24 protein-coding genes are annotated in these 21,253 nt (G+C 75.1%); 13 read left to right on the top strand and 11 right to left on the bottom strand.

All coding sequences use genetic code 11. From position 1 onward, the window contains the following. Positions 1 to 80 precede the first annotated feature (80 nt). The 8 genes from XF36_RS05610 to XF36_RS33755 all read left to right on the top strand — a co-directional run bounded on the left by XF36_RS05610 (position 81) and on the right by XF36_RS33755 (position 7,868). The gene (locus tag XF36_RS05610) at positions 81 to 1,424 is read left to right on the top strand and encodes an MFS transporter (protein ID WP_060711176.1); all 1,344 of its coding nucleotides are present in this window, start codon (positions 81 to 83) and stop codon (positions 1,422 to 1,424) included. Next, on the top strand, positions 1,421 to 2,473 hold the full coding sequence (locus tag XF36_RS05605; RefSeq protein ID WP_060711175.1) for an aromatic ring-hydroxylating dioxygenase subunit alpha: 1,053 nt from the start codon (positions 1,421 to 1,423) through the stop codon (positions 2,471 to 2,473). The genes XF36_RS05610 and XF36_RS05605 overlap by 4 nt, the downstream gene beginning before the upstream one ends. Beyond that, positions 2,470 to 2,697, top strand: a complete 228-nt coding sequence (locus tag XF36_RS05600; protein ID WP_060711174.1) for a hypothetical protein — start codon at positions 2,470 to 2,472, stop codon at positions 2,695 to 2,697. The genes XF36_RS05605 and XF36_RS05600 overlap by 4 nt, the downstream gene beginning before the upstream one ends. Next, positions 2,694 to 3,626, top strand: a complete 933-nt coding sequence (locus tag XF36_RS05595; RefSeq protein ID WP_060711173.1) for a PDR/VanB family oxidoreductase — start codon at positions 2,694 to 2,696, stop codon at positions 3,624 to 3,626. Before XF36_RS05600 ends, XF36_RS05595 begins: the two co-directional genes overlap by 4 nt. Positions 3,627 to 3,690: 64 nt before the next feature. Beyond that, positions 3,691 to 4,293: a phosphoribosylanthranilate isomerase gene (locus XF36_RS05590; RefSeq protein WP_060711172.1), complete on the top strand. Its 603-nt coding sequence runs from the start codon at positions 3,691 to 3,693 to the stop codon at positions 4,291 to 4,293. Between the two features lie 96 nt (positions 4,294 to 4,389). Then, positions 4,390 to 5,568, top strand: coding sequence for a CaiB/BaiF CoA transferase family protein (locus tag XF36_RS05585; RefSeq protein ID WP_060711171.1), 1,179 nt, complete (start codon positions 4,390 to 4,392; stop codon positions 5,566 to 5,568). 10 nt (positions 5,569 to 5,578) lie between these two features. Continuing rightward, on the top strand, positions 5,579 to 6,769 hold the full coding sequence (locus XF36_RS05580) for an alpha-amylase family glycosyl hydrolase (RefSeq protein ID WP_060711170.1): 1,191 nt from the start codon (positions 5,579 to 5,581) through the stop codon (positions 6,767 to 6,769). Positions 6,770 to 6,989: 220 nt separating this feature from the next. Beyond that, positions 6,990 to 7,868, top strand: a complete 879-nt coding sequence (locus XF36_RS33755) for a hypothetical protein (protein ID WP_238589137.1) — start codon at positions 6,990 to 6,992, stop codon at positions 7,866 to 7,868. A gap of 79 nt (positions 7,869 to 7,947) precedes the next feature. Here the strand turns inward: XF36_RS33755 and XF36_RS05565 are convergent, their stop codons facing one another. Both XF36_RS05565 and XF36_RS05560 read right to left on the bottom strand, forming a co-directional pair. Next, positions 7,948 to 8,514, bottom strand: a complete 567-nt coding sequence (locus tag XF36_RS05565) for a DUF305 domain-containing protein (RefSeq protein WP_060711167.1) — start codon at positions 8,512 to 8,514, stop codon at positions 7,948 to 7,950. Next, positions 8,511 to 9,038 (bottom strand): DUF6153 family protein, encoded by a 528-nt coding sequence (locus tag XF36_RS05560; RefSeq protein ID WP_060711166.1) that lies wholly within the window; start codon positions 9,036 to 9,038, stop codon positions 8,511 to 8,513. The genes XF36_RS05565 and XF36_RS05560 overlap by 4 nt, the downstream gene beginning before the upstream one ends. Positions 9,039 to 9,113: 75 nt before the next feature. On the opposite strand from XF36_RS05560, the gene XF36_RS05555 reads away from it, so the two are divergent. The 3 genes from XF36_RS05555 (at position 9,114) to XF36_RS05545 (ending at position 12,085) form a co-directional block, all read left to right on the top strand. After that, the gene (locus tag XF36_RS05555) at positions 9,114 to 9,395 is read left to right on the top strand and encodes a metal-sensitive transcriptional regulator (RefSeq protein ID WP_043278418.1); all 282 of its coding nucleotides are present in this window, start codon (positions 9,114 to 9,116) and stop codon (positions 9,393 to 9,395) included. A 52-nt stretch (positions 9,396 to 9,447) separates the two neighbouring features. After that, on the top strand, positions 9,448 to 9,651 hold the full coding sequence (locus XF36_RS05550; protein WP_020623949.1) for a heavy-metal-associated domain-containing protein: 204 nt from the start codon (positions 9,448 to 9,450) through the stop codon (positions 9,649 to 9,651). Positions 9,652 to 9,892: 241 nt separating this feature from the next. Beyond that, positions 9,893 to 12,085 (top strand): heavy metal translocating P-type ATPase, encoded by a 2,193-nt coding sequence (locus XF36_RS05545; protein WP_238589286.1) that lies wholly within the window; start codon positions 9,893 to 9,895, stop codon positions 12,083 to 12,085. On the opposite strand, the gene XF36_RS32195 is transcribed toward XF36_RS05545, so the two are convergent. From XF36_RS32195 to XF36_RS32185, 3 genes are all read right to left on the bottom strand, one after another. Continuing rightward, the gene (locus tag XF36_RS32195) at positions 12,042 to 12,236 is read right to left on the bottom strand and encodes an ANTAR domain-containing protein (RefSeq protein ID WP_060711165.1); all 195 of its coding nucleotides are present in this window, start codon (positions 12,234 to 12,236) and stop codon (positions 12,042 to 12,044) included. The two genes, XF36_RS05545 and XF36_RS32195, sit on opposite strands and share 44 nt — an antisense overlap. Next, positions 12,233 to 12,418, bottom strand: a complete 186-nt coding sequence (locus tag XF36_RS32190; protein ID WP_168169462.1) for a hypothetical protein — start codon at positions 12,416 to 12,418, stop codon at positions 12,233 to 12,235. The genes XF36_RS32195 and XF36_RS32190 overlap by 4 nt, the downstream gene beginning before the upstream one ends. Before the next feature lie 123 nt (positions 12,419 to 12,541). Further along, entirely contained in the window at positions 12,542 to 14,053 is a 1,512-nt protein-coding gene (locus XF36_RS32185; RefSeq protein WP_060711163.1) for an FUSC family protein, read from the bottom strand. Between the two features lie 250 nt (positions 14,054 to 14,303). Between XF36_RS32185 and XF36_RS05525 the strand changes: the two genes are divergently transcribed. Continuing rightward, positions 14,304 to 14,990, top strand: a complete 687-nt coding sequence (locus XF36_RS05525; protein WP_168169461.1) for a type 1 glutamine amidotransferase — start codon at positions 14,304 to 14,306, stop codon at positions 14,988 to 14,990. Here XF36_RS05525 and XF36_RS05520 read toward each other — a convergent pair. From XF36_RS05520 to XF36_RS05505, 4 genes are all read right to left on the bottom strand, one after another. After that, the gene (locus XF36_RS05520; RefSeq protein ID WP_060711161.1) at positions 14,962 to 17,070 is read right to left on the bottom strand and encodes a xanthine dehydrogenase family protein molybdopterin-binding subunit; all 2,109 of its coding nucleotides are present in this window, start codon (positions 17,068 to 17,070) and stop codon (positions 14,962 to 14,964) included. The two genes, XF36_RS05525 and XF36_RS05520, sit on opposite strands and share 29 nt — an antisense overlap. After that, positions 17,067 to 18,083: an FAD binding domain-containing protein gene (locus tag XF36_RS05515; protein ID WP_060711160.1), complete on the bottom strand. Its 1,017-nt coding sequence runs from the start codon at positions 18,081 to 18,083 to the stop codon at positions 17,067 to 17,069. Before XF36_RS05515 ends, XF36_RS05520 begins: the two co-directional genes overlap by 4 nt. Further along, the gene (locus tag XF36_RS05510) at positions 18,080 to 18,655 is read right to left on the bottom strand and encodes a 2Fe-2S iron-sulfur cluster-binding protein (RefSeq protein WP_060711159.1); all 576 of its coding nucleotides are present in this window, start codon (positions 18,653 to 18,655) and stop codon (positions 18,080 to 18,082) included. Before XF36_RS05510 ends, XF36_RS05515 begins: the two co-directional genes overlap by 4 nt. Positions 18,656 to 18,735: 80 nt before the next feature. Next, positions 18,736 to 19,308 (bottom strand): TetR/AcrR family transcriptional regulator, encoded by a 573-nt coding sequence (locus XF36_RS05505; protein WP_202968481.1) that lies wholly within the window; start codon positions 19,306 to 19,308, stop codon positions 18,736 to 18,738. Between the two features lie 125 nt (positions 19,309 to 19,433). On the opposite strand from XF36_RS05505, the gene XF36_RS05500 reads away from it, so the two are divergent. Beyond that, entirely contained in the window at positions 19,434 to 20,687 is a 1,254-nt protein-coding gene (locus XF36_RS05500; RefSeq protein WP_060711157.1) for an FAD-dependent monooxygenase, read from the top strand. Here the strand turns inward: XF36_RS05500 and XF36_RS33750 are convergent. Both XF36_RS33750 and XF36_RS33745 read right to left on the bottom strand, forming a co-directional pair. Further along, complete coding sequence (locus tag XF36_RS33750) at positions 20,639 to 20,944, bottom strand: MarR family winged helix-turn-helix transcriptional regulator (RefSeq protein WP_060711156.1); 306 nt, start codon at positions 20,942 to 20,944, stop codon at positions 20,639 to 20,641. The two genes, XF36_RS05500 and XF36_RS33750, sit on opposite strands and share 49 nt — an antisense overlap. Continuing rightward, positions 20,914 to 21,093 (bottom strand): hypothetical protein, encoded by a 180-nt coding sequence (locus XF36_RS33745; protein WP_238589136.1) that lies wholly within the window; start codon positions 21,091 to 21,093, stop codon positions 20,914 to 20,916. Before XF36_RS33745 ends, XF36_RS33750 begins: the two co-directional genes overlap by 31 nt. Between the last annotated feature and the right edge of the window lie 160 nt (positions 21,094 to 21,253).

Below are 21,253 nucleotides of genomic sequence, written 5' to 3'. Positions count from 1 at the left end.
CCGGAAGGCACGTACGGCGCTCGCCCCGTCGCCCCGCATCCTCGCTGCACCACCACCGCGCGGAGACGACGGAGTCCACCATGCGCCCACCACCCGCGACGGACACCGTCCGCCGCCTGCTCGACGACGCACCCATGTCCCGCTATCAGTGGGGCGCGGTCGCGGCGTGCGTCCTGCTCAACGTGCTGGACGGCTTCGACGTCCTGGTCATGGCCTTCACCGGCCGTTCGGTCGCCACCGAGTGGGGCCTGTCCGGCAGCCAGCTCGGCCTGCTCCTGTCCGCGGGTCTGGTGGGCATGGCCGCCGGTTCGGTCCTCATCGGACCGTGGGCCGACCGCATCGGGCGACGGCCGATCGTGCTGGGCTGCCTGGTCGTCGCGGGGCTGGCGATGCTGGCCTCGTCCGCGGCGCAGTCCCCCGGTCAGCTCGGCGCGCTGCGGCTGGTCACCGGGCTCGGTGTCGGCGGCATCCTCGCCACCAGCAACGTCGTCGCCGCCGAGTACGCCTCGGCCCGCTGGCGGGGTCTCGCGGTCAGCCTGAACTCCACCGGCTACGCGATCGGGGCCGTCCTCGGCGGCGTGCTCGCCGCCACGCTGATCGGGCAGCTCGGCTGGCGGTCGGTGTTCCTCGTCGGCGGCCTGGCCACCCTGGCGGCGGTCCCGCTGGTCTGGTGGCGGCTGCCGGAGTCGCTCGACTTCCTGCTCGTGCGTCGCCCGGCCGGGGCGCTGGAGCGGGTCAACGTGCTGCTGGCCCGGATGGGGCACGCGGCGCTGCCCGCGCTCGCCGGCGACGCTCCGGTGCGCACCGGTGTCGCGGCCGGGTACGGCGCGCTGCTGCGCCCCGCGCTGCGCCGCACCACGGTGCTGCTCTGGATCAGCTTCTTCTGCGTGATGGCCGGGTTCTACTTCGTCACCAGCTGGACGCCGACGCTGCTCGTCGAGGCCGGACTCGCCCCGGACGCGGGCATCGCGGGCGGCACCCTGCTCAACGTCGGCGGCATCTTCGGCGCCGCCGGGCTCGGCCTGCTCGCCGCCCGGTTCGCGCTGCGGCACGTGCTCGCCGGGTACCTGCTGGCCACCGCGGTGCTGCTCGCCGTGTTCATCGCCAGCACCTCCTCCCTCGCGGTGGCGTTCGTCGTCGCCGCGCTGGTCGGGCTGTTCGTCAACGGCTGCGTCGCCGGGCTGTACGCGATGGCCCCGACCTCCTACGGCGCCGACGTGCGCACCACTGGCGTCGGGACCGCACTCGCTGTCGGCCGGTCCGGGGCGATCCTCGCGCCGACCCTGGCCGGGGCGCTGCTCGACGGCGGCGCCACCCCGCAGTCGCTCTACCTGCTCTTCGCCGCGGTGTTCGTCGGCGCGGCCGTCCTCGTCCTGCTGCTCCGCCGATCCGGCGCCCCCACCACCCAGGGAGTCCCCGCATGAGCTCGATCCCCCGCGACCAGTGGTACGTCGCCGCCTACTCCGCCGAGATCGGGCGCGAGCTGTTCGGCCGCACGATCTGCGACGAGCCGATCCTGTTCTGGCGCACCGAGGCCGGCCAGGTCACCGCGCACGCCGACCGCTGCGTGCACCGCCGGTTCCCGCTGTCCCGGTCCCCGAGCCGGCTCGTCGGCGACACCGTCATCTGCGGCTACCACGGCTTCACCTACGGCGCCGACGGCGCGTGCGTCGCGGTGCCGGGCCAGAAGCGGGTGCCGCGCACGGCCCGCCTGGCGGCCTACCCGGTCGTCGAACAGGACTCGCTGATCTGGGTCTGGATCGGTGCCCCGGAGCGCGCCGACGCGACCCGCATCCCGCGCGCGACCTACCTCGACGACGACGCGTGGACGACGGTGCGCGGCATGGAGCCCCTCGCGGCGCGGTTCTCTCTGCTGGTGGACAACCTGCTCGACCTGTCGCACGAGACCTACCTGCACGGCGGCTACATCGGCACCCCCGAGGTCGCGGCCACCCCGATCTCGACCGAGGTGGACGAGGACGCGGGCATCGTCCACGTCTCCCGGCACATGGCCGACGCCGAGTGCCCGCCGTTCTACGAGCGCTCCACCGGCCTGTCCGGGCGGATCTCGCGCTGGCAGGACATCGAGTACACCCCGCCGTGCCTGTACAAGCTGCACTCCCGGATCGCGCCGGTCGGCTCCGTCCCGGACCCGGACGGCTCCGACCCGGACGCCTTCCACGTCGAGGTCGTCTACGCGATCACGCCGGAGACCGAGCACTCCACGCACGACTTCTGGATGGTCGCGCGCGACTTCGCCCAGGACGACGTCGAGGTGTCGGCGTTCCTGGCCGAGCAGAACCGCACCGTGGTGCTGCAGGACGTCGAGGCCCTCGACGTGCTGGAGAAGGTCGTCGCGACCGAGCCGCCCGGCTACCAGGAGCTGTCGGTCAACATCGACACCGGTGGGCTCGCCGCCCGCCGGATGCTGGCCAGGATGGCCTCGGCACCGCAGGCGGCGACCGTCCGGTGAGCGACATCCCCGAGGCGCCCCCGGTGCTGCACGGGCGCCGGGTGCAGCGCATCCACTGGGTGCTGGGCACCGATCTGCAACGCGCGGTGTGCCACTGCGGCGCCGAGCGCGTCTTCGACGACCCCGTCCCGCTGTGGGAGTGGCTTCTCGCCCACCCCGACGGCCACGACCCGCTGCCCGAGCCGCCGTCCGCCCGTCGGGAGCTGGAAGGAGCGACGCGATGAGCACCCCTCTCGTGGTGGAGAAGAAGGAGGCAGCCGCCGACGGCGTGGTGCTGCTGACCCTGCGCGACCCGTCCGGCGCGGACCTGCCGGCCTGGGAGCCGGGCGCGCACATCGACCTGCGGACCGGGCCGGACCTGGTCCGGCAGTACTCGCTCTGCGGCGACCCCGCGGAACGGTCGGTCTACCGCGTCGCGGTGCTGCGGGAGGTCGACGGTCGCGGCGGGTCCGCGCACGTCCACGACGTCCTCGCCGAGGGCGACACCGTCGACGTGGACGGCCCCCGCAACCACTTCGCGCTCGTCGACGCGCCCGGCTACCTGTTCGTCGCCGGGGGCATCGGGATCACCCCGATCGTCCCGATGGTCGCGGCGGCACAGGCCGCGGGCGCGGACTGGCGGCTCGTCTACGGCGGCCGCGGCCGGGCTTCGATGGCCTTCATCGAGCTCGCCGAGCGGTACCCCGACCGCGTGGTCCTGGTGCCGCAGGACGAGAACGGGCCGCCCGACCTCGCCGCCGTGCTCGGCGCGGCCGGGGACCGGCCGGTCTACTGCTGCGGTCCCGGCGGCCTGCTCGACGCCGTCTCCGAGCTCGGCGACCGGCTCGGCCTCGACGTCCACCTCGAACGGTTCGCCCCCGCCGACGGAGCGCTCGACGGGCCGCAGGACTGGTTCGAGGTGGAGCTCGCCGGGTCCGGCCGGGTGGTCGAGGTCCCGGCCGGCTGCTCGATCCTCGACGCGCTCGAGGGCGCCGGGATCACGATGCTGTCCTCGTGCCGGGAGGGGACCTGCGGCACCTGCGAGACCGGGGTGCTGGGCGGCGAGCCCGACCACCGCGACTCGCTGCTCTCCGACGACGAGCGCGCCGCGGGCGAGGTGATGATGGTCTGCGTGTCCCGCTCGCGGTCCCCGCGGCTCGTGCTGGACCTGTAGCCGATCCGCCGGCCTCCTTCCCGGCGCGCCGAGCGGCGCGGCCGCGCCACGTAGGGTCGACCCCGTGTTCGTGAAGGTGTGCGGGTTGTCCACCCCGGCCGACGTCGACGCGGCCGTGGCCGCCGGCGCCGACGCGGTCGGGTTCGTCGTGTACCCGCCGAGCTCCCGCCACGTCGACCCGGCCGGGCTGGCCGCACTCGTCGCGCGGGTGCCGGACGGGGTGCGGTCGGTGGTCGTGGTCGCCGACCTGCCCGCGGGCGAGGCCGCCGCGGTGACCGCCGACGCCGGCGCCGACGTGCTGCAGCTGCACGGCCGCTACACCGCCGGGGACTTCGCCGTCGCCGGACGCCACCCCGTCACCCTGTGGCGGGCCACCTCGCTGGCGGACGACCCGGACCTCACCGTCGGCCTGCACGGCGAGGAGGTCCTGCTGCTCGACTCCCCCGTCGCCGGGTCCGGCGAGCGCTGGGACGCCGAGGCACTCGACCCGAAGCCGGACGGGCGCTGGCTGCTCGCGGGCGGTCTGGACCCCGGCACGGTCGGCGAGGCGGTGCGCCGCGCGCGGCCCTGGGGCGTCGACGTCTCCAGCGGCGTCGAGTCCGCCCGCGGGGTGAAGGACCACGGGCGCATCCGCGACTTCGTCGCCGCCGCCCGTGACGCCGGCTGACCCCGGCCGGGCCCACGACGGCCGGGCGAGGCGTCGTCGGTCGGGTTCGTGCATGATCCGAGGAACCAGGCATCGTCTCGACGCCGAGGAGCCGTCATGGCCACGGACGCACCGCTCCCCCTGGAGGGCCTGCTCGTCGTCTCCTGCGAGCAGGCCGTCGCCGCGCCGCTGGCGACCCGGCACCTCGCCGACCTCGGCGCCCGCGTCATCAAGATCGAACGCGAGGGCTCCGGCGACTTCGCCCGCGACTACGACGAGACCGTCCACGGCATGTCCAGCCACTTCGTGTGGCTCAACCGGTCCAAGGAGTCGGTCACCCTCGACCTGAAGTCCGACGACGGACGCGCCACGATGCTGCGGCTGCTGGAGCGGGCCGACGTGTTCGTGCAGAACCTCGCCCCGGGCGCCGCCGAGCGGCTCGGGCTCGGCGCCGCCGCCCTGCGCGAGCGGTACCCCCGGCTGGTGACCTGCTCGATCTCCGGCTACGGCAGCTCCGGCCCGTACCGCGACGCGAAGGCCTACGACCTGCTCATCCAGTCCGAGGCGGGGCTCGTCTCGATCACCGGCACCGAGGACGCCCCCGCCAAGAGCGGCATCCCGGCCGCCGACATCGGCGCCGGCATGTACGCCTTCTCCGGCATCCTGTCCGCGCTCTACGAGCGGGAACGCACCGGGCTGGGCACCGACCTGGAGGTCAGCCTGTTCGACTCGCTGGTGGAGTGGATGGGCTACCCGCTCTACTACGCCGGCTACGGCGGCACCGCCCCGCGGCGGACCGGCACCAGCCACGCCGCGATCGCCCCGTACGGCACGTTCTCCGCCGGGGACAGCACCGACGTCGTCCTGTCGATCCAGAACGAGCGCGAGTGGGTGACGTTCTGCGAGGTCGTGCTGCGCCGCCCGGAGGTCGCGACCGACCCGCGGTACTCCAGTGGCCGGGCCCGGGTGGAGAACCGCCCCGCCCTGCACGCCGAGATCGACACCGTGCTGACCGGCCTGACCGGCGACGAGATCGTCGCGCGGCTGGTGGCGGCGCGGATCGCGCACGCCCGGCAGCGGGAGGTCGGCGAGGTGCTGGAGCACCCGCAGCTCGCCGCGCGGGACCGGTGGACCGAGGTCGACAGCCCGGTCGGGCCGCTGCGGGCGCTGCAGCCGCCGATCACCGTCGCCGGGCGGCGGGCACGGATGGACCCGGTCCCGGCCGTCGGCGAGCACACCGAGGCCGTCCTCGCCTGGCTCGACGGGCACCGGGCCGAGGAACAGTTCGACGGCTAGGGTCGCGCGGATGGACTGGGTACGGCACGCGATCTGGTGGCACGTGTACCCGCTGGGGTTCACCGGGGCCCACCCCGACCGCGGCGACGGGGCGGACCACTCGCTGCGGCGGATCATCGGCTGGCTCGACCACGCGGTCGCGCTGGGGGCGAACGGACTGCTGCTCGGCCCGGTGTTCGCCTCGACCACCCACGGCTACGACACCACCGACCACCTGCGGATCGACCCGCGTCTGGGCTCGGGCGCCGACTTCGACGCGCTCGTCGCCGAGGCGAAGGGGCGCGGCCTGCGGATCCTGCTCGACGGCGTGTTCAACCACGTCGGGCCCGAGCACCCGCGGCTGCTCGCCGCCCGCGCCCACCCCGGCGGGCCGGACGACGCCTGGTTCCGGCACACCGACGACGGGGAGATCGCCGTCTTCGAGGGCCACCCCGGCCTGCACGCCCTCGACCACGACAACCCCGTGGTGCGCGACCACGTCGTGGACGTGCTGTGCCACTGGCTCGACCGCGGCACCGACGGGTGGCGGCTCGACGCCGCGTACACCGTCCCCGACGACTTCTGGGCCGACGTGCTCCCCCGCGTCCGCGCACGCCACCCGGGCGCCTGGTTCCTCGGCGAGGTCATCCACGGCGAGCACGACGCGGTCACCGCCGCCACCACGATCGACGCGCTCACCCAGTACGAGCTGTGGAAGGCGGTCTGGTCGAGCCTCAACGACGGCAACCCGCACGAGCTGGCGTGGGCGCTGCAGCGCCACGACCGGTTCGTCGCCGCCGCGGTGCCGAACACCTTCCTCGGCAACCACGACGTCACCCGGCTCGCGTCGCAGCTGCACGACCGCCGCCACATCGAGCTGGCCGTGGCCGTGCTGTGCACCGTCGGCGGCACCCCCTCGGTCTACGCCGGCGACGAGCTCGGCCTGACCGGGGTCAAGGAGGAGCGGGCAGGCGGCGACGACGCGGTCCGCCCCGGGTTCCCCGCCGACGGGTCGTTCCCCGACGGCGCCGACCCGCACGTCCTCGCGGTGCACCAGGAGCTGATCGGGCTGCGCCGGCGCCACGCCTGGCTGTACGACGCACGGACCGAGGTCCAGGAGGCCACCGACGACCGGCTGGTCTACCTCAGCCACAGGAACGGCGGGGCGCTGCGGGTCACCCTCGACTACGCCGCCGGCACCTGGGACGTCCAGGACGCCTGATCGACCTCGGCAACAGGCGGATCACCATTGATCCTTCCGGCCGAGCCGCCCGCCACTCACAGCACCGCGACGGCCGGTGGTCGCGGACCGACCCCGCGTCGGCAACCCGATCCGTACGGTCGATCACGGAACGGTCACGGTCCTGATCCCCAGCAGGACCCGCGCGCCCCGCTCCCCAGGCATCCGGGCGCAGCCGTCTCCGACGAGGAAGGACGCCTGCGTGCCGAGGAACATCCCCGGCTCCGTGGCGGCCCGGCGCTCCCCGAGCCGGACCGACCCGAGCCGACCGTTGCCGTCGACGACCGTCGTCACCCGTGACGTCGGCCCGGAGCGGGGCGGAAGGCACCGTCGCACGGGCCGGGCCCGCACCCTGCAGGTCCTCACCTCCGCGCTCGCGGGCGGCGGGCTCGTCGCCGCGCACGCCGCGACCGGCGGCGGGCTCCCCCGGGTCGACGACCTCGCGCTGCAGGCCTTCAGTTCCCCGGCCGCGGACGCGTCGCTGACCGACGCGGTGCCGTCGGCACACTCCGGGACGGCGCGGTCGCTGGCCGAGCCGCCGCCCCCGGTCGACATCGACGCGATCGTCGGCGCCGCGAACGGTGCGGTCGGCTCCGCGGTGACCGCCCGCGACGAGGCGCGCGAGCGCGCCCGGGCCGCCGCCCGCGAGGCACGGGAGGCGGCCGCCCGCGCCACCGACTCCGCGCGCTCCTCCTCCGGTGCCGCCGACGCGCCCTCGACCGGCGGCCCGACCGGCTCGACCACGTGTGCCCTGGGCACCGCGGGCATGGAGGGCGTCGCCACGAACGTGGCGAGGGCCGGGGAGAAGCTGCGCTGCCTGTTCGGCGTCGACTCCGTGCTGGGCATCGGCAGCCGCGGCAACGCCTCCGACCACCCGAGCGGCAAGGCCCTGGACTTCATGGTCGACCGCGCGACGGGCGACCGGCTCGCCGCCTACGCCCAGCAGAACCGGGAGGAGCTCGGGATCTCCTACATCATCTGGCGGCAGCGCATCGACACCGGCAGCGGCTGGACCGCCCAGGAGGACCGGGGCGGGGCGACGGCGAACCACATGGACCACGTGCACATCTCGTTCAGCTGACGCCGCGACGATGATCGTCACAACCGAGTGGTCCGGTGCTGTTCCCGGCACCGGATCCCTCAGTCGTGACGATCTCCGCTCAGCCCAGCAGCGCCCGCATCTCCGCGATCTCCGCCTGCTGCGTGTCGACGATCCGCTGCGCCAGCTGCCGTGCCCGCGGGTCCACCCCGGCGTCGAGCTCGGCGCGGGCCATGGTCACCGCACCCTCGTGGTGGGCGATCATCATCTCGAGGAACGACCGGTCGAACGCGGCGCCGGACGCGCGTTCCAGCCCGGCCATCTGCTCGTCGGACATCATCCCGGTCGTGCCGGCCATCCCGGCAGGGCCGCCGTGGCCGGCGTGGTGGTCCGCGGAGGGTGCGGCGCCCCAGCCGGCCAGGAGTCCCTGGAGCTGCGCGATCTCCGGGCCCTGGGCGGCCTCGATCCGGTCGGCGAGGGCGCCCACCCGGGCCCCGGCGCGGCCGTCGGCGAGCCGTGCCATCGCGACCGCCTGCTCGTGGTGCGGGATCATGCCCTGGGCGAAGGTGACGTCGGCGCTGCTCGACGACGCGGCCGGCGGTGCGGACGCGGCTCCGCCGGCGCAGCCGGTCAGGACGAGGGCAGCGATCAGTGCCGTGGCGGCGAGCGCCACGTTCGTGCGTGTCATGTGTCGGTACTCCCGTGTCGTGGGTGCTCGGCGGCTCCGGCGCTCTCCCGCGCCGGAGGCCGGTCACGTCCGCGACACGCAGAGCAGCGCGAGCCGCCGTGGGACCGGGGGCGAGCGGCCGGTCGGTCCGGTCCGCGGGCGCCCCGGGCCGACCGGCCCCGCGACGCCGGCAGCGGCGCCCACCCGGACAGCAGCACCGCCGCGGCGAGGACGACCCCGGCCACGAGCACGGCCAGGCACAGGTGCAGCAGGTGCGCGGCCCCGTCGTGCGACGACCCGTGGGGATCTGGACGCGTGGCCCCCGCCGACGCGCCGTCCGGGACGGGGTGCGCCGGTACCGCGGCGGCACGGGCCGGTCCATCGTGCAGTGCCGAGTGCAGTGCCGAGTGCGGGGCGGGGTGCGGGGTGCCCGCGGGACGGTCGTGTACACCGGAGTGCGCGGATGGCGCCGCGAGCGCGTGCATCCCCAGCAGCCCGAGCAGCACCGGCAGCACGAGCACGAGCAGCCGGGTCCGGTCCGTCACACCCCGACCGTACCGGCGGGGTAGATACCACTACCCCCTAGGGGTATGGTCGCGGTGGACCCCGAGGAGGACGCGATGCCCGGCTACGCCGACACCAAGGACGCGCACGTCAAGCGGATGCGCCGGATCGAGGGCCAGGTCCGCGGCATCACGAAGATGATCGAGTCGGACAAGTACTGCATCGACGTGCTGACCCAGGTCGCCGCGGTCAACAAGGCCCTGGAGGCCGTCGCGCTGGGTCTGCTCGACGAGCACCTGAAGCACTGCGTCGCCGACGCCGCCGCCGAGGGCGGCCCCGTCGCCGAGGAGAAGATCCAGGAGGCCAGCGCGGCGATCGCCCGGCTGGTCCGATCCTGACCCCGATGGCGCCGAACCCGATGGCGCCGAACCCCGCACAGGAGAGAGCACGATGAGCACCGCCAGCTACACCGTCACCGGCATGACCTGCCAGCACTGCGTCGCCTCGGTCACCGAGGAGATCAGCGAGATCGCCGGCGTCACCGACGTGGCCGTCGACCTGCCGACCGGCGCCGTCACCGTCACCAGCGACGACGAGGTCTCCACCGAGGCCGTCCGCGACGCCGTGCGCGAGGCGGGCTACCAGCTCGTCTGAGCACCCCACCCGACCACCCACCCGGCGCGGGTCGCGACCGCCACCCGCGCCGGGTCGCCCCGGAGGACCGACCATGAGCGACACGTCCCCGGCCCACGGACCCGTCACCGCCCTGCCCCGCGCAGCCGCGACCGGGACCGTCGCCGAGAGCGGCCCAGGCAGCCTAGACAGCACAGCCGGCGCAGCCGGCCCGGGCAGCACAGCCAGCACCGTCACCGAGATCGAGCTCGCCGTCGGTGGCATGACCTGCGCGTCCTGCGCGAACCGCATCGAGCGCAAGCTCAACAAGCTCGACGGCGTCACCGCCACCGTCAACTACGCCACCGAGAAGGCGCGGATCAGCGCCCCCGGCGGCGTCGGGCTCGACACCCTGCTCGGGACCGTCGAGGCGGCCGGCTACACCGCCACCCCGCCGAGCGCCGAGCCCGACCTCGACCCCGAGCGCGACCTGCGCGACCTGCGGAACCGGCTGATCGGCGCCGTCGTGCTGTCGGTGCCGGTCGTCGTCCTCGCGATGACGCCCGCGTGGCAGTTCGTCGGCTGGCAGTGGGTCTCGCTGCTGCTCGCCCTGCCGGTGTGGGGCTGGGCCGGGGCGCCGTTCCACCGCGCCGCCTGGACGAACCTGCGTCACGGCGCCGCCACGATGGACACGCTCGTCTCGATGGGGACGACGGCCGCGCTCGCCTGGTCGCTCTACGCGCTGTTCCTCGGCACCGCCGGGATGCCCGGCATGGTGCACCCCTTCGAGCTGACGATCTCGCGCACCGACGGCAGCGGGAACATCTACCTGGAGGTCGTCGCCGCGGTCGTCACGTTCGTGCTGGCCGGTCGCTACGTCGAGCTCCGCTCCCGCCGCCGGGCCGGCGCCGCGCTGCGCGCGCTGCTGCAGATGGGCGCGAAGGACGTGACGGTGCTCCGCGACGGCGCCGAGGTGCGCGTCGGTGTCGACGAGCTCGCGGTGGGCGAGGAGTTCGTCGTACGTCCCGGGGAGAAGGTCGCCACCGACGGCGAGGTCGTCGACGGCCGCTCGGCGGTCGACGTCTCGATGCTCACCGGCGAGTCGGTGCCGGTCGAGGTCAGGGCCGGTGACACCGTCGTCGGCGGGTGCGTGAACTCCGGCGGGCGGCTCGTCGTGCGGGCCACCCGGGTCGGTTCGGACACCGCGCTCGCGCAGATGGCGCGGCTGGTCGAGGAGGCGCAGAACGGCAAGGCCGAGGTGCAGCGCCTCGCCGACCGGATCTCCGCGGTGTTCGTGCCGGTCGTCGCCGTGATCGCCGCCGCGACGCTGCTTGCCTGGATCCTCACCGGCGCCCCGGCCTCGACCGCGTTCACCGCGGCCGTCGCCGTGCTGATCATCGCATGCCCGTGCGCGCTCGGGCTGGCCACACCGACCGCGCTGCTCGTCGGCACCGGCCGCGGCGCCCAGACCGGCATCCTGATCAAGGGCCCGGAGATCCTGGAGTCGACGCGCCGGGTCGACACCGTCGTGCTCGACAAGACCGGCACCGTCACCACCGGCACCATGGCGCTGACCGGTGTGCACACCGCCGACGACACCGACGAGGCGACCGTGCTGCGCCTCGCCGGTGCGCTGGAGCGCGCCTCGGAGCACCCGGTGGCCGCCGCGATCGCCGGGGCCGCCACCGAGCGGGTCGGTGACCTGCCCGCCGTCACCGACTTCACCAACCACGAGGGTCTCGGCGTGCAGGGCGTCGTCGACGGGCACGCCGTGCTCGTCGGCCGCCCGCGGCTGCTCGAGCAGTGGTCGGTCCCGCTGTCCGACGACCTCGCCGCGGTCGCCGCGGACGAGACCGCACGGGGCCGCACGACGGTCGCCGTCGCCTGGGACGGGGCCGCCCGCGCCGTGCTCGTCGTCGCCGACACCGTGAAGCCGACGTCGGCGGAGGCGATCGCGGAGTTCCGCAGGCTCGGGCTGCGCCCGGTCCTGCTCACCGGGGACAACCGGGCCGTCGCCGAGACCGTCGCCCGTGAGGTCGGCATCGAGCCCGGCCCGGAGACCGTCGTCGCCGACGTGCTGCCCGCGGACAAGCTCGCCGTGGTGACGCGGCTGCAGGAGCAGGGCCGGGTCGTCGCGATGGTCGGCGACGGGGTGAACGACGCGGCCGCGCTGGCCCGGGCCGACCTGGGCCTGGCCATGGGCACCGGCACCGACGTGGCGATCGAAGCGTCGGACATCACCCTGGTCCGGGGCGACCTACGGGCCGCGGCCGACGCCGTCCGGCTGTCCCGGCGCACGCTGGGCACGATCCGGGGCAACCTGTTCTGGGCGTTCGCCTACAACACGGCCGCGATCCCGCTGGCCGCGTTCGGGCTGCTCAACCCGATGATCGCGGGTGCGGCGATGGCGTTCAGCTCGGTGTGCGTGGTGCTCAACAGTCTGCGGCTGCGCCGGTTCCGTCCGCTGGCGGTGTGACCCCGCCGGCCGCGGGGTCCCGGGCCAGGTGCTCGGCGATCGAGCGGAGCTTGATGTCGAGGTGCTGCGAGGCGCGGGTGAGCCGGTCGAAGGCCTGCTCCGAGGTGATCCCGTAGCGCTCCGGCAGGATGCCGATCGCCTCGCCGATCACCTGCCTGCTCCGGACGGCCCCGTGCAGGTTCTCCGTGTGCGTGCGGCGTCGATGGCGACGGCGGCGTGCGCGGCCAGCACCGCGATCCGGTCCTGCGCGGCGGTGTCGAACGCGCCGGCGGCGCCGAAGACGTTCAGGGCACCGGTAGTGCGGTCGTCGGTGAACAGCCGCGACGCCACCACGGAGCCGATCCCCGGCGCGCGGCGGCCGGGCCGAACTGGGGCCGGCGCAGGTCGTGCTCCAGATCCGCCGACACGACGTTGCGGTCGGCGCGGATCGCCTGCAGGCACGGACCCTCACCCAGCTCACGCTGCAGGTCGTCGAGGATCTGCGCGGACGGGCCGGTGCTCGCCGGGGTGACGATCCGGCCACCTGTGGTGAGGGTGAGCGTCGCGTGAGTGCAGCCCTCCATGTGAGGCCGGTGCAGGCCTCGAGCACACGCTCGCAGGCGTCGGTGGCGTCCTGGGCACGGTAGAAGTGCCGGGACAGCCCGGCCATGACACCGGCCAGCTCCTCGGGGGCGCGGGCGGCGTCGGCGTCGGCACGGAACTCCCCGGAGGGCGCTGTGACAGCTCGTCGGTCCAGGGCGACCGCCGTGCCGTCATCTGCCGCTCCTCGGTGTCCGGGGGGCGGCCCCGCCGGCTGCAGGATCTCAACCGACAGGACCTGGGCCGGCGTACGCCCCGGGTACGAGTGCCGGCATGGTCCTGGCGTACCCGGTCGGCAGCCGCCCACACGTCATCGGCCGGCCGGATGCAGATCCGGGCTGCGGTCGGCCGGGCCGCCGTGCAGGTGGTCCAGGCACCGCCGCAGGTGCAGCACGATGCCGACGCGGCGAGGCTGTCCTCCCAGCCCGCGCGCTGGGAGTCGAGCCGGTCGGTGACTCGGTCCAGCGCCTCGCGGGCGGCGGCCAGGTGGCGGCGGTGCCCGTCGAGCCCGGAGCGGGCGGGTCCCCGGGTCAGGTGTGCCGGCTCCGCCGAGCGGATCGCGGTGGCCAGGTCCGCCATCGCCTCCGCGACCGGGGTGCGCAGCTCCGGGTCGAGGACCAGGACGGTGCGCTCGGCCCACGCCGTCTGGGCCAGGACCGTGCTGATGTCGCGGACGAGCACCGCGAGCTGTTCCAGGGTCTGCGCGGCCTCGTAGAGCTGCTGTCCGCGGGCCCGGTAGGCGCGTGCCCGCAGGTTGGCGCGCCGGCCCGCGTCGGCGGAGCGGACCGCCTCCCGCGTCGCGTCCATCAGCGGCTCGAAGTCGTGGCGGTGGCGTGTCCACTCCTCGCGCTCGGGCGGCCACTGCTCGGCCAGGACCTCCGCCATTTCCTGCAGGTGGTCGGCGATGCCGTCGCGCAGCCGCGTCACGACACGGTGCGCGCGGGCGTTCTGCGGCGGGGGTGGCAGGGCCAGGGTGACCGGGATCCCGACCAGCACACCGAGCAGGGTCTGGCCGAGGTGGCCGGCCATGAACCCGGACGGGTCGGCGGCCCCGATGAGGATGGTGAACAGCGCCGCCGTGGGGATCAGGTCCCGCGCCGCGGCCAGCACGGGCACCGCGCCCGCCGCGATCCCGGCCAGGACGGCGACGGCCACCGCCCACCATCGGGCCCCGCCCAGGTGCAGTGCGGTGGCGCCGAGACCGACACCGATGCCGGAGGCGAGCACCGCGTACAGGCTCTGGCGCAGCGAGTCGAAGACGGTCGGGTAGCAGACGAGCAGGGCACCGAGCGGCGCGTAGTAGGGGTACTGGCCGAGCACACCGGGGACGAGGGTGGCGAGGTACCAGGCCGCGCCGGCCGCGGCGCCGGCCCGCCAGGCCAGTCGCATGCGGTGGCGCAACCCCTCGGTGAACAGGAGGCCGGGGAGTTCGGGTGGTGCGGGATCAACGACGGCTCCGTCGGTCGTGCAGGCGGTGTGGGAAGCGGGGCCGGCTGTTCGACCGCGAGGGCCCGACCACCCGTCGGCCGCGGGGAACGCGGTGGAGTCCGGGGGTGGCGCCGTGCGCACACGGGCGCGGGCCGGACGAGGACCACCCGCGGCCGTGCGGCACGAACGCGGCCGGTGGCAGGGTGGGCCGGTGCACGCCATCGTGATCGGCCACGACCACGTCGCCGGGCTCGGTCTGCTCGGTCCGGCCCTGGAACGACACGGCGTCCGTCCGGAGTGGACGACGGTGGTGCCCGCGTCCCGGTACGACACCCCGGACGTCGACACCCGGTTCCCCGACCCCACCGGGGCCGACCTGGTGGTCACCCTCGGCGCGCCGTGGCCGCGGGAGCGGATCGCCGGGTGGGCGGGCCGCGAGGTCGACTTCCTGCGGGCCGCGCACGACGCCGGCGTGCCCGTCCTCGCGGTCTGCTTCGGTGCCCAGCTCCTCGCCGAGGCCCTCGGCGGCGGCCGGACGACGCTGCCGGCCGCCAGGATCGGATGGCACCCGGTCGACCCGGTCGGCGGCCGTCTCCCGGCCGGACCGTGGTTCTGCTGGAACGCCGAGCAGCTCGTCGCGCCGCCCGGGGCGGAGCTGCTCGCCACCAGCGGGGCCGGACACGAGGCGTTCGTGGCCGGCCGCAGCGTGGGCGTGCAGTTCCACCCCGAGATGACCGTGGACCTGCTGGAGCGCTGGTTCACCACGGGTCTGCCCGACGGTCTCGACGCCGACGCGCTCCGGGCGGCGACGGCGGCGCAGGACCCGCAGCGGCTCGCCGAACGGGCGCAGCGGGTCCTGGCCCTCGCGCTCAGACCGCCAGGAAGTGCTCCAGCGTGATCGGCAGCGACCGGACCCGCACGCCGGTGGCGTGGTGGGCGGCGTTCGCGACGGCCGCGGCCACCCCGACGATCCCGATCTCCCCGATGCCCTTGGCACCCACCGGGTTGACGAGCGGGTCGTGCTCGTCGACCCACTCGGCGTCGATGTCGCCGACGTCGGCGTTCGCCGCCACGTGGTAGCCGGCGAGGTCGTGGTTGACGACGTGCCCGCGGGCCGGGTCGACGACGCCCTCCTCGTGCAGCGCCATCGACAGCCCCCACACCATCCCGCCGAGGAACTGCGAGCGGGCGGTCAGCGGGTTGAGGATGCGTCCCGCGGCGAACACCCCCAGCATCCGCGGCACCCGGATCTCGCCGGTGTCGGCATGCACCGCGACCTCGACGAAGTGCGCCCCGTGCGCGCCCATCGCGTACTCGGCCATCGCCGGGTTGTGCCCGGCGACGCCGTCGGCCTCCGCCCCGTCCTCGGGGTCGGTGCCCCACTTGTCGCGGAACCGGTCGGCGGCCTCGACGATCGCCGTCGCCCAGGACGCGGTGCCCGCGGAGCCCCCGGCCATGGTCGCGTGCGGCAGGCCGGTGTCGCCCAGGTTCAGGTCCACCTGCGCGGGCGGCACCCCGAGCGCCTCGGCCGCGATCTGGGTGAGCACCGTGCGGGCGCCCTGGCCGATGTCGGACGCGGCGATGTCCACCCGGTAGCGACCCGGCGCTCCGGCGCCGGGGGTCCCGTGGACGGAGTACCGGATCGCGGCGGCGGAGCCGGGCATCGCGAACGTCGGGAAGAACGCGGCGGCGACACCGGTGCCGTGCCACCAGCCGTCGACGAGCCGGGTGCGCGGCCGCGGGTCGCGGTCTGTCCAGCCGAACCGGTCGGCGCCCCGCCGCAGGCAGGCCACGAGGTTCCGGCTGGAGAAGGGCCTGCCGGTGTCGGGGTCGACGTCGGGTTCGTTGCGGATCCGCAGCTCGACCGGGTCGATCCCGAGCGCGACGGCGAGCTCGTCGACCGCGGACTCCGCACCGAAGCTGCCGGGTGCCTCGCCGGGGGCGCGCATGTACGTCGGCATCGACAGGTCCAACGGCACCACCCGGTGCGAGGTCGCCCGGTGCGGCGCCGCGTACAGGTGCCGGCTCATCACCGCGGTCGGCTCGCCGTACTCGGCCATCCGTGCCCCGCCCTCGACGACGTCGTGGGCCAGCGCGTGCAGCCGACCGTCGGTCCCCGCGCCGAGCCGGACCCGCTGCACGGTCGCCGGCCGGTAGCCGGTGGTGTCGGTCATCTCGCGCCGGGTGAGCGACAGCTTCACCGACCGGCCGGGGACGGCCCGCGCCGCGAGCACGGCCAGCACCGACCCCGCGTGCAGCGCGCCCTTGGTCCCGAACCCGCCGCCGACGTGCGGCGAGACGACGGTGACGTCGTCGTCACCGATCCCGAACAACGCCGCGACCTGGCGCCGGGCGTCCCAGACCGACTGCGAGGCCTCGAACAGGGTGAGGTGCCTGCCGTCCCAGCGGGCCACGGTCGAGTGTGGCTCCATCGGGTGGTGGTACTCGATCGGTGTGCGGTAGGTGGCGTCGATCCGTACCGGGGCCTGCGCGAACGCCGTCTCCGGGTCGCCGGTGCGGGTGTCCGGCGGGAACGCGACCACCACCTCGGGGGTGTAGGCCTGCGACGAGGCGGGGTCGAACGCGGTGACGGCGTCCTCGGCGTCGTAGGTGACGACGACGGCGCCGGCGGCCTCCCGGGCCGCCTCGGCGGTCTCGGCGAGCACCGCGGCGACGTACTGGCCGCGGTGGTGCACGGCGCGGGTCTGCAGGACGGCCTGCTCGGTGCTCGCGCCGTCGTCGAGCCGCGGCGCGGTGTCCGCGGTGAGCACGGCGACCACCCCGGGGACCGCGGCCGCGGCGGCGGTGTCGACCGCGCGGACCCGGCCACGGGCGATCGTCGCGCCGACACCGCACAGGTGCAGCGGCGCGACGGTGTACTGCTCGTAGGCGTAGACGGCGTTGCCGGTGACCTTGGCGGGACCCTCGATCCGGGTGTGCGCGGTGCCCGCGGTGCCGGGGGTGACGGTGCTGGTCATGCGGCCTCCGTCCGGTGCGCGGCGAGGCCGCGCAGGGTGGCGGTGACCGTGCCGGCCACCAGCGGGATCTTGAAGGCGTTGCCGCCGACGGCGGTGTCCACGGCACGGGCGTCGGCGGTCTCGGCCGCCGCGGCGGCCCGGAACGCCTCGTCGGTGGCGGGCCCGCCGAGCAGCGCCTGCTCGGCGCGGTGCGCCCGCCACGGCCGGTGCGCGACCCCGCCGAGGGCGATCCGCACGTCGCGGACGGTGCCGTCGTCGGCGACGTCGAGGGCCGCGGCCACCGACACCAGCGCGAACGCGTAGGAGGCGCGGTCGCGGACCTTGCGGTAGGCCGAGCGCGCGGCGACCGGCAGTGCGGGCAGCTCGACCGAGGTGATCAGCTCCCCGTGCTCCAGCACGGTGTCGCGGGACGGGTCGTCGCCGGGCAGCCGGTGCAGCTCGGTCGCGGCGACGGTGCGCTCCCCGTCCGGGCCGAGGAGGTGCACTCTGGCGTCGAACGCGGCCAGGGCGACCGCCATGTCCGACGGGTGGGTCGCGATGCAGCCGCCCTCGGGCGCGCCGAGGATCGCGTGGTGGCGGGCCCAGCCCTGCTGCGCGGCCCAGCCCTGCCCCGGGTCGCGCTTCGTGCAGGGCGCGGTGAGATCGGCGAAGTAGGAGCAGCGGGTGCGCTGCAGCAGGTTCCCACCGGTCGTCGCCATGTTCCGCAGCTGCCCCGAGGCCCCGGCGAGCAGCGCCGCGGACAGCGCCGGGTAGTCGCGCCGGACTCGCGGGTCCACGGCGACGTCGGTGTTGCGGGCGCCCGCGCCGATGGACAGGCCGCCGTCGGCGGTCGGGGTGATCGCGGTGGACAGCAGCCCGGTGACGTCGACGAGCGTGCCCGGGCCCGCCACGCCCAGCTTGAGGTGGTCGACGAGGTTGGTGCCCCCGGCCAGGTAGACGGCGGACGGGTCGGCGGCGACGGTCGCGACGGCGGCCGCGGCGTCGCCGGGGCGGGTGTAGGCGAACGGCTTCACCGCGACGCCCCCGCTCCGGTGCTCACGGCGCTGACGGCGCTGACGGCGCTGACGGCGCTGACGGCGCTGACGATGCCGGAGTAGGCCGCGCAGCGGCACAGGTTCCCGGACAGGCGCTCGGCGATCTCGGCACGGTCCAGCACGGCGGGCCCGTCGGCGGACAGGTCGGAGGTGACCGCGCTGGGGTGCCCGGCGCGGGCCTCGTCCAGCATCCCGACGGCCGAGCAGATCTGGCCGGGGGTGCAGTAGCCGCACTGGTAGGCGTCGTGGGTCACGAAGGCCTCGGCGAGCGGGTGCAGGTCCGTGCCGTCACCGAGGCCGTCGGCGGTGGTGACCGCGGCGTCGTCGTGGGCGACGGCGAGCGAGAGGCAGGACAGCACGCGGCGGCCCGGCCCCTGCTCGCCGGGCCCGGCCAGCAGGACGGTGCACGCACCGCACTGGCCGTGGTCGCAGCCCTTCTTGGCGCTGGTCACGCCGAGCCGGTCACGCAGCGCGTCGAGGACGGTGGTGCGGGTGTCGACCGTCAGCTCGTGGCGACGGCCGTCGACGGTGAGGGAGATCGTGGAGTCCACGATGGTGCGCTCCTTCGGGAGACGAAGTGGAGACCCCGAAACGGAGCCTCCTCCGCTACTATAGAGGAACGATGTTCCGGTTAGGCAACCCGAAGACCGGCGAGGAAGAAGCCGACGGCGCGCCGGGCGTCGTAGGCAGGGTCGGCGTCGGCGTCGGCACCGAAGCACAGGTTGCCGATCCCGCGCAGCACCTCGTAGGTGGTGACGTCGGACGGCAGCTGCCCGGCATCCCGAGCCGCCCGGACGATCTCCTCCGCCGCCGGCAGCAGCCGCTCCACGAACAGCTCGTGCAGGGCGGCGGAACGGCCGTCGTCGTGGACGAGCATCGCTACCAGCCCGTGCTTGGTGACGACCAGGTCGACGAACTCCCCGACCCACGCGACGAGCGCGTCGAACGGCGCCGGACCGGCGTCCAGGCAGGTCCGGGCGGCCGCGGCACAGCTCTCGACCTGGTGCCGGTAGACGGCGACCACCAGGTCGGGCCGGGTCGGGAAGTGCCGGTAGACCGTCCCCACACCGACCCCCGCGCGGGCGGCGATCGCCCGGACCGGCGCGTCGACGCCCGAGGTCACGAACTCGGCCGCGGCGGCCTCGAGCAGGGCGGCGCGACTGCGCCGGGCGTCGGACCGCACCGGTTCCCGCTGCACACCCACCACAGACTCCCCTGCCGCCCGGAACGCTGTTCCGCATCGTATCCGGAACAGCGTTCTGCTCCATCTCGGGAGACGAGGTCGTCGCGCAGGTTTAGCCGACCGGGTAGTTCGGTCATCTAACTACCATGACCTCCTCCCGGCACGCACTCATCTCCGGCGCCGGCATCGCCGGCTCCGCGCTCGCCCTGCGCCTGGCCACGTACGGCTGGCGCACCACCGTCCTGGAGCGCACGCCGCGCCGGCGCGACGAGGGGCACAACGTCGACGTCCGCGGCGCCGCACGCGAGGTCCTGCGCCGGATGGGGCTGGAGGACGCGGTGCGGGCCGCGGGCACCCGGGAGGTCGGCTTCCGCGTGATCGGCGACGACGGGCGGGCCGTCGCGGAGATCCCGACGGACCCGACCGTGCCGACCGACGGGCCGACCGCCGAGCTGGAGATCCTGCGCGGGGAGCTGGCCCGGGTGCTGATCGAGGCCGCGCCGGCGTCCACGACGTTCCGGTTCGGCACCCGGATCACCGGCGTCGAGGACCGGGGCACCGCCGACGGCCCGACCCGGGTCGCCCTCGACGACGGCACGACCGTCACCGCCGACCTCGTCGTGGTCGCCGAGGGGCTGCGGTCGCGCACCCGCGACCTGGTCTTCGACGACGTCACGGTCCGCGAGACCGGCATGTACGGCGCCTACCTGACGATCCCCCGCACCACCGACGACGACGCCTGGTGGAACTGGTTCCACGGGACCGGCTCGCGCGGTGTGCACCTGCGCCCGGACAACCTGGGCACCACTCGCGCCATGCTGACCTTCCTGTCCGGGGTGCGCGGCCTGGAGACCCTCGGCGACGCCGACGTCCGCACCGTCCTCCGCCGGACCTTCGCCGACGCGGGCTGGGTCGCCCCGCGGATCCTGCGCGAGCTCGGCGACGGGCCGGACGGGGCCCCGATGTACTTCGACGCCGTCGGGCAGGTCATGGCCCCGCGCTGGAGCTCGGGACGGGTGGTGCTGCTCGGCGACGCCGCGCACTGCCCGTCGCCACTGGGCGGCGGGGGCACGAGCCTGGCACTGATCGGCGCCTACGTGCTGGCCGGGGAGCTGGCCTCCCGCCCCGGCGACACCGCGGGCGCACTGCGCCGCTACGAGGAGCTGCTGCGGCCCGCGACCGATCGGGCGCAGAAGCTGCCGCCGCTGAGGCTGGCCAACCCGCGGACCCGGGCCGGGATCCAGGCACTGCGCACCGCGTTCCGGGCCGTCGCGAGCCCGGCCGGGAAACGGGTCACCGGGCTGCTCGGGGCCACGCCGACCGGCGCGGTCGACACGTTCGGTCTCCCGGACTACCCGGCGCCGAGCTCGTCGAGCGTCGCGACGACCTCGCGCACGTAGCGCTCGACGACCGCGCCCTCGTCGTCGGAGAGGCGGCGGGCGACGTCGTCAAGGGCCCGGACGGCCGGCTCCCACTGCGCGAGCCGCGTACGGAAGGACTCCTCCCGCGAGCGCACGGTGACGCGGCGGCGGTCCTGCGGGTCGAGCACCCGCTCCAGGTGACCTGCCGCCTCGAGCCGGTCGATCAGCGCGGTGGTCGAAGCCGGCCGCAGGTCGAGCCGCCGGGTCAGCTCGGTCGGCCCGAGCGAGCCGTGCACGTCGAGCAGCCGCAGCGCCCACAGGTCGGTCGGGTGGAGCCCCGCCCGCCGGGCCTGTCTCCGGTGAACTCGTGGGTCGCCCGGGTCACCGCCTCCAGCGCGACGGTCGGGCCGGCGAGCCCCTCCAGCAGGTGTCGGCTCTCGCTCATGCGGCCTCCCGGCTTCGGTCCACGGCACCGTAGCCGGACAGGGCCGGCCGCATTCGCGGCGGGATCGGTCACGAGATGGTCACGAATTCATCGCGCCCCGTCGGAGGCGATCACCCTGTCGCTTCCCTCGAATGGCGAGGATTCCGCGTAAACTGATCAA

This window comes from Pseudonocardia sp. HH130629-09 (genome assembly GCF_001294645.1).
Classification (GTDB): Bacteria; Actinomycetota; Actinomycetes; order Mycobacteriales; family Pseudonocardiaceae; genus Pseudonocardia.
The sequence above is the reverse complement of the archived record's forward strand: the minus strand, read 5'-3'. Positions and strand labels throughout refer to the sequence as shown.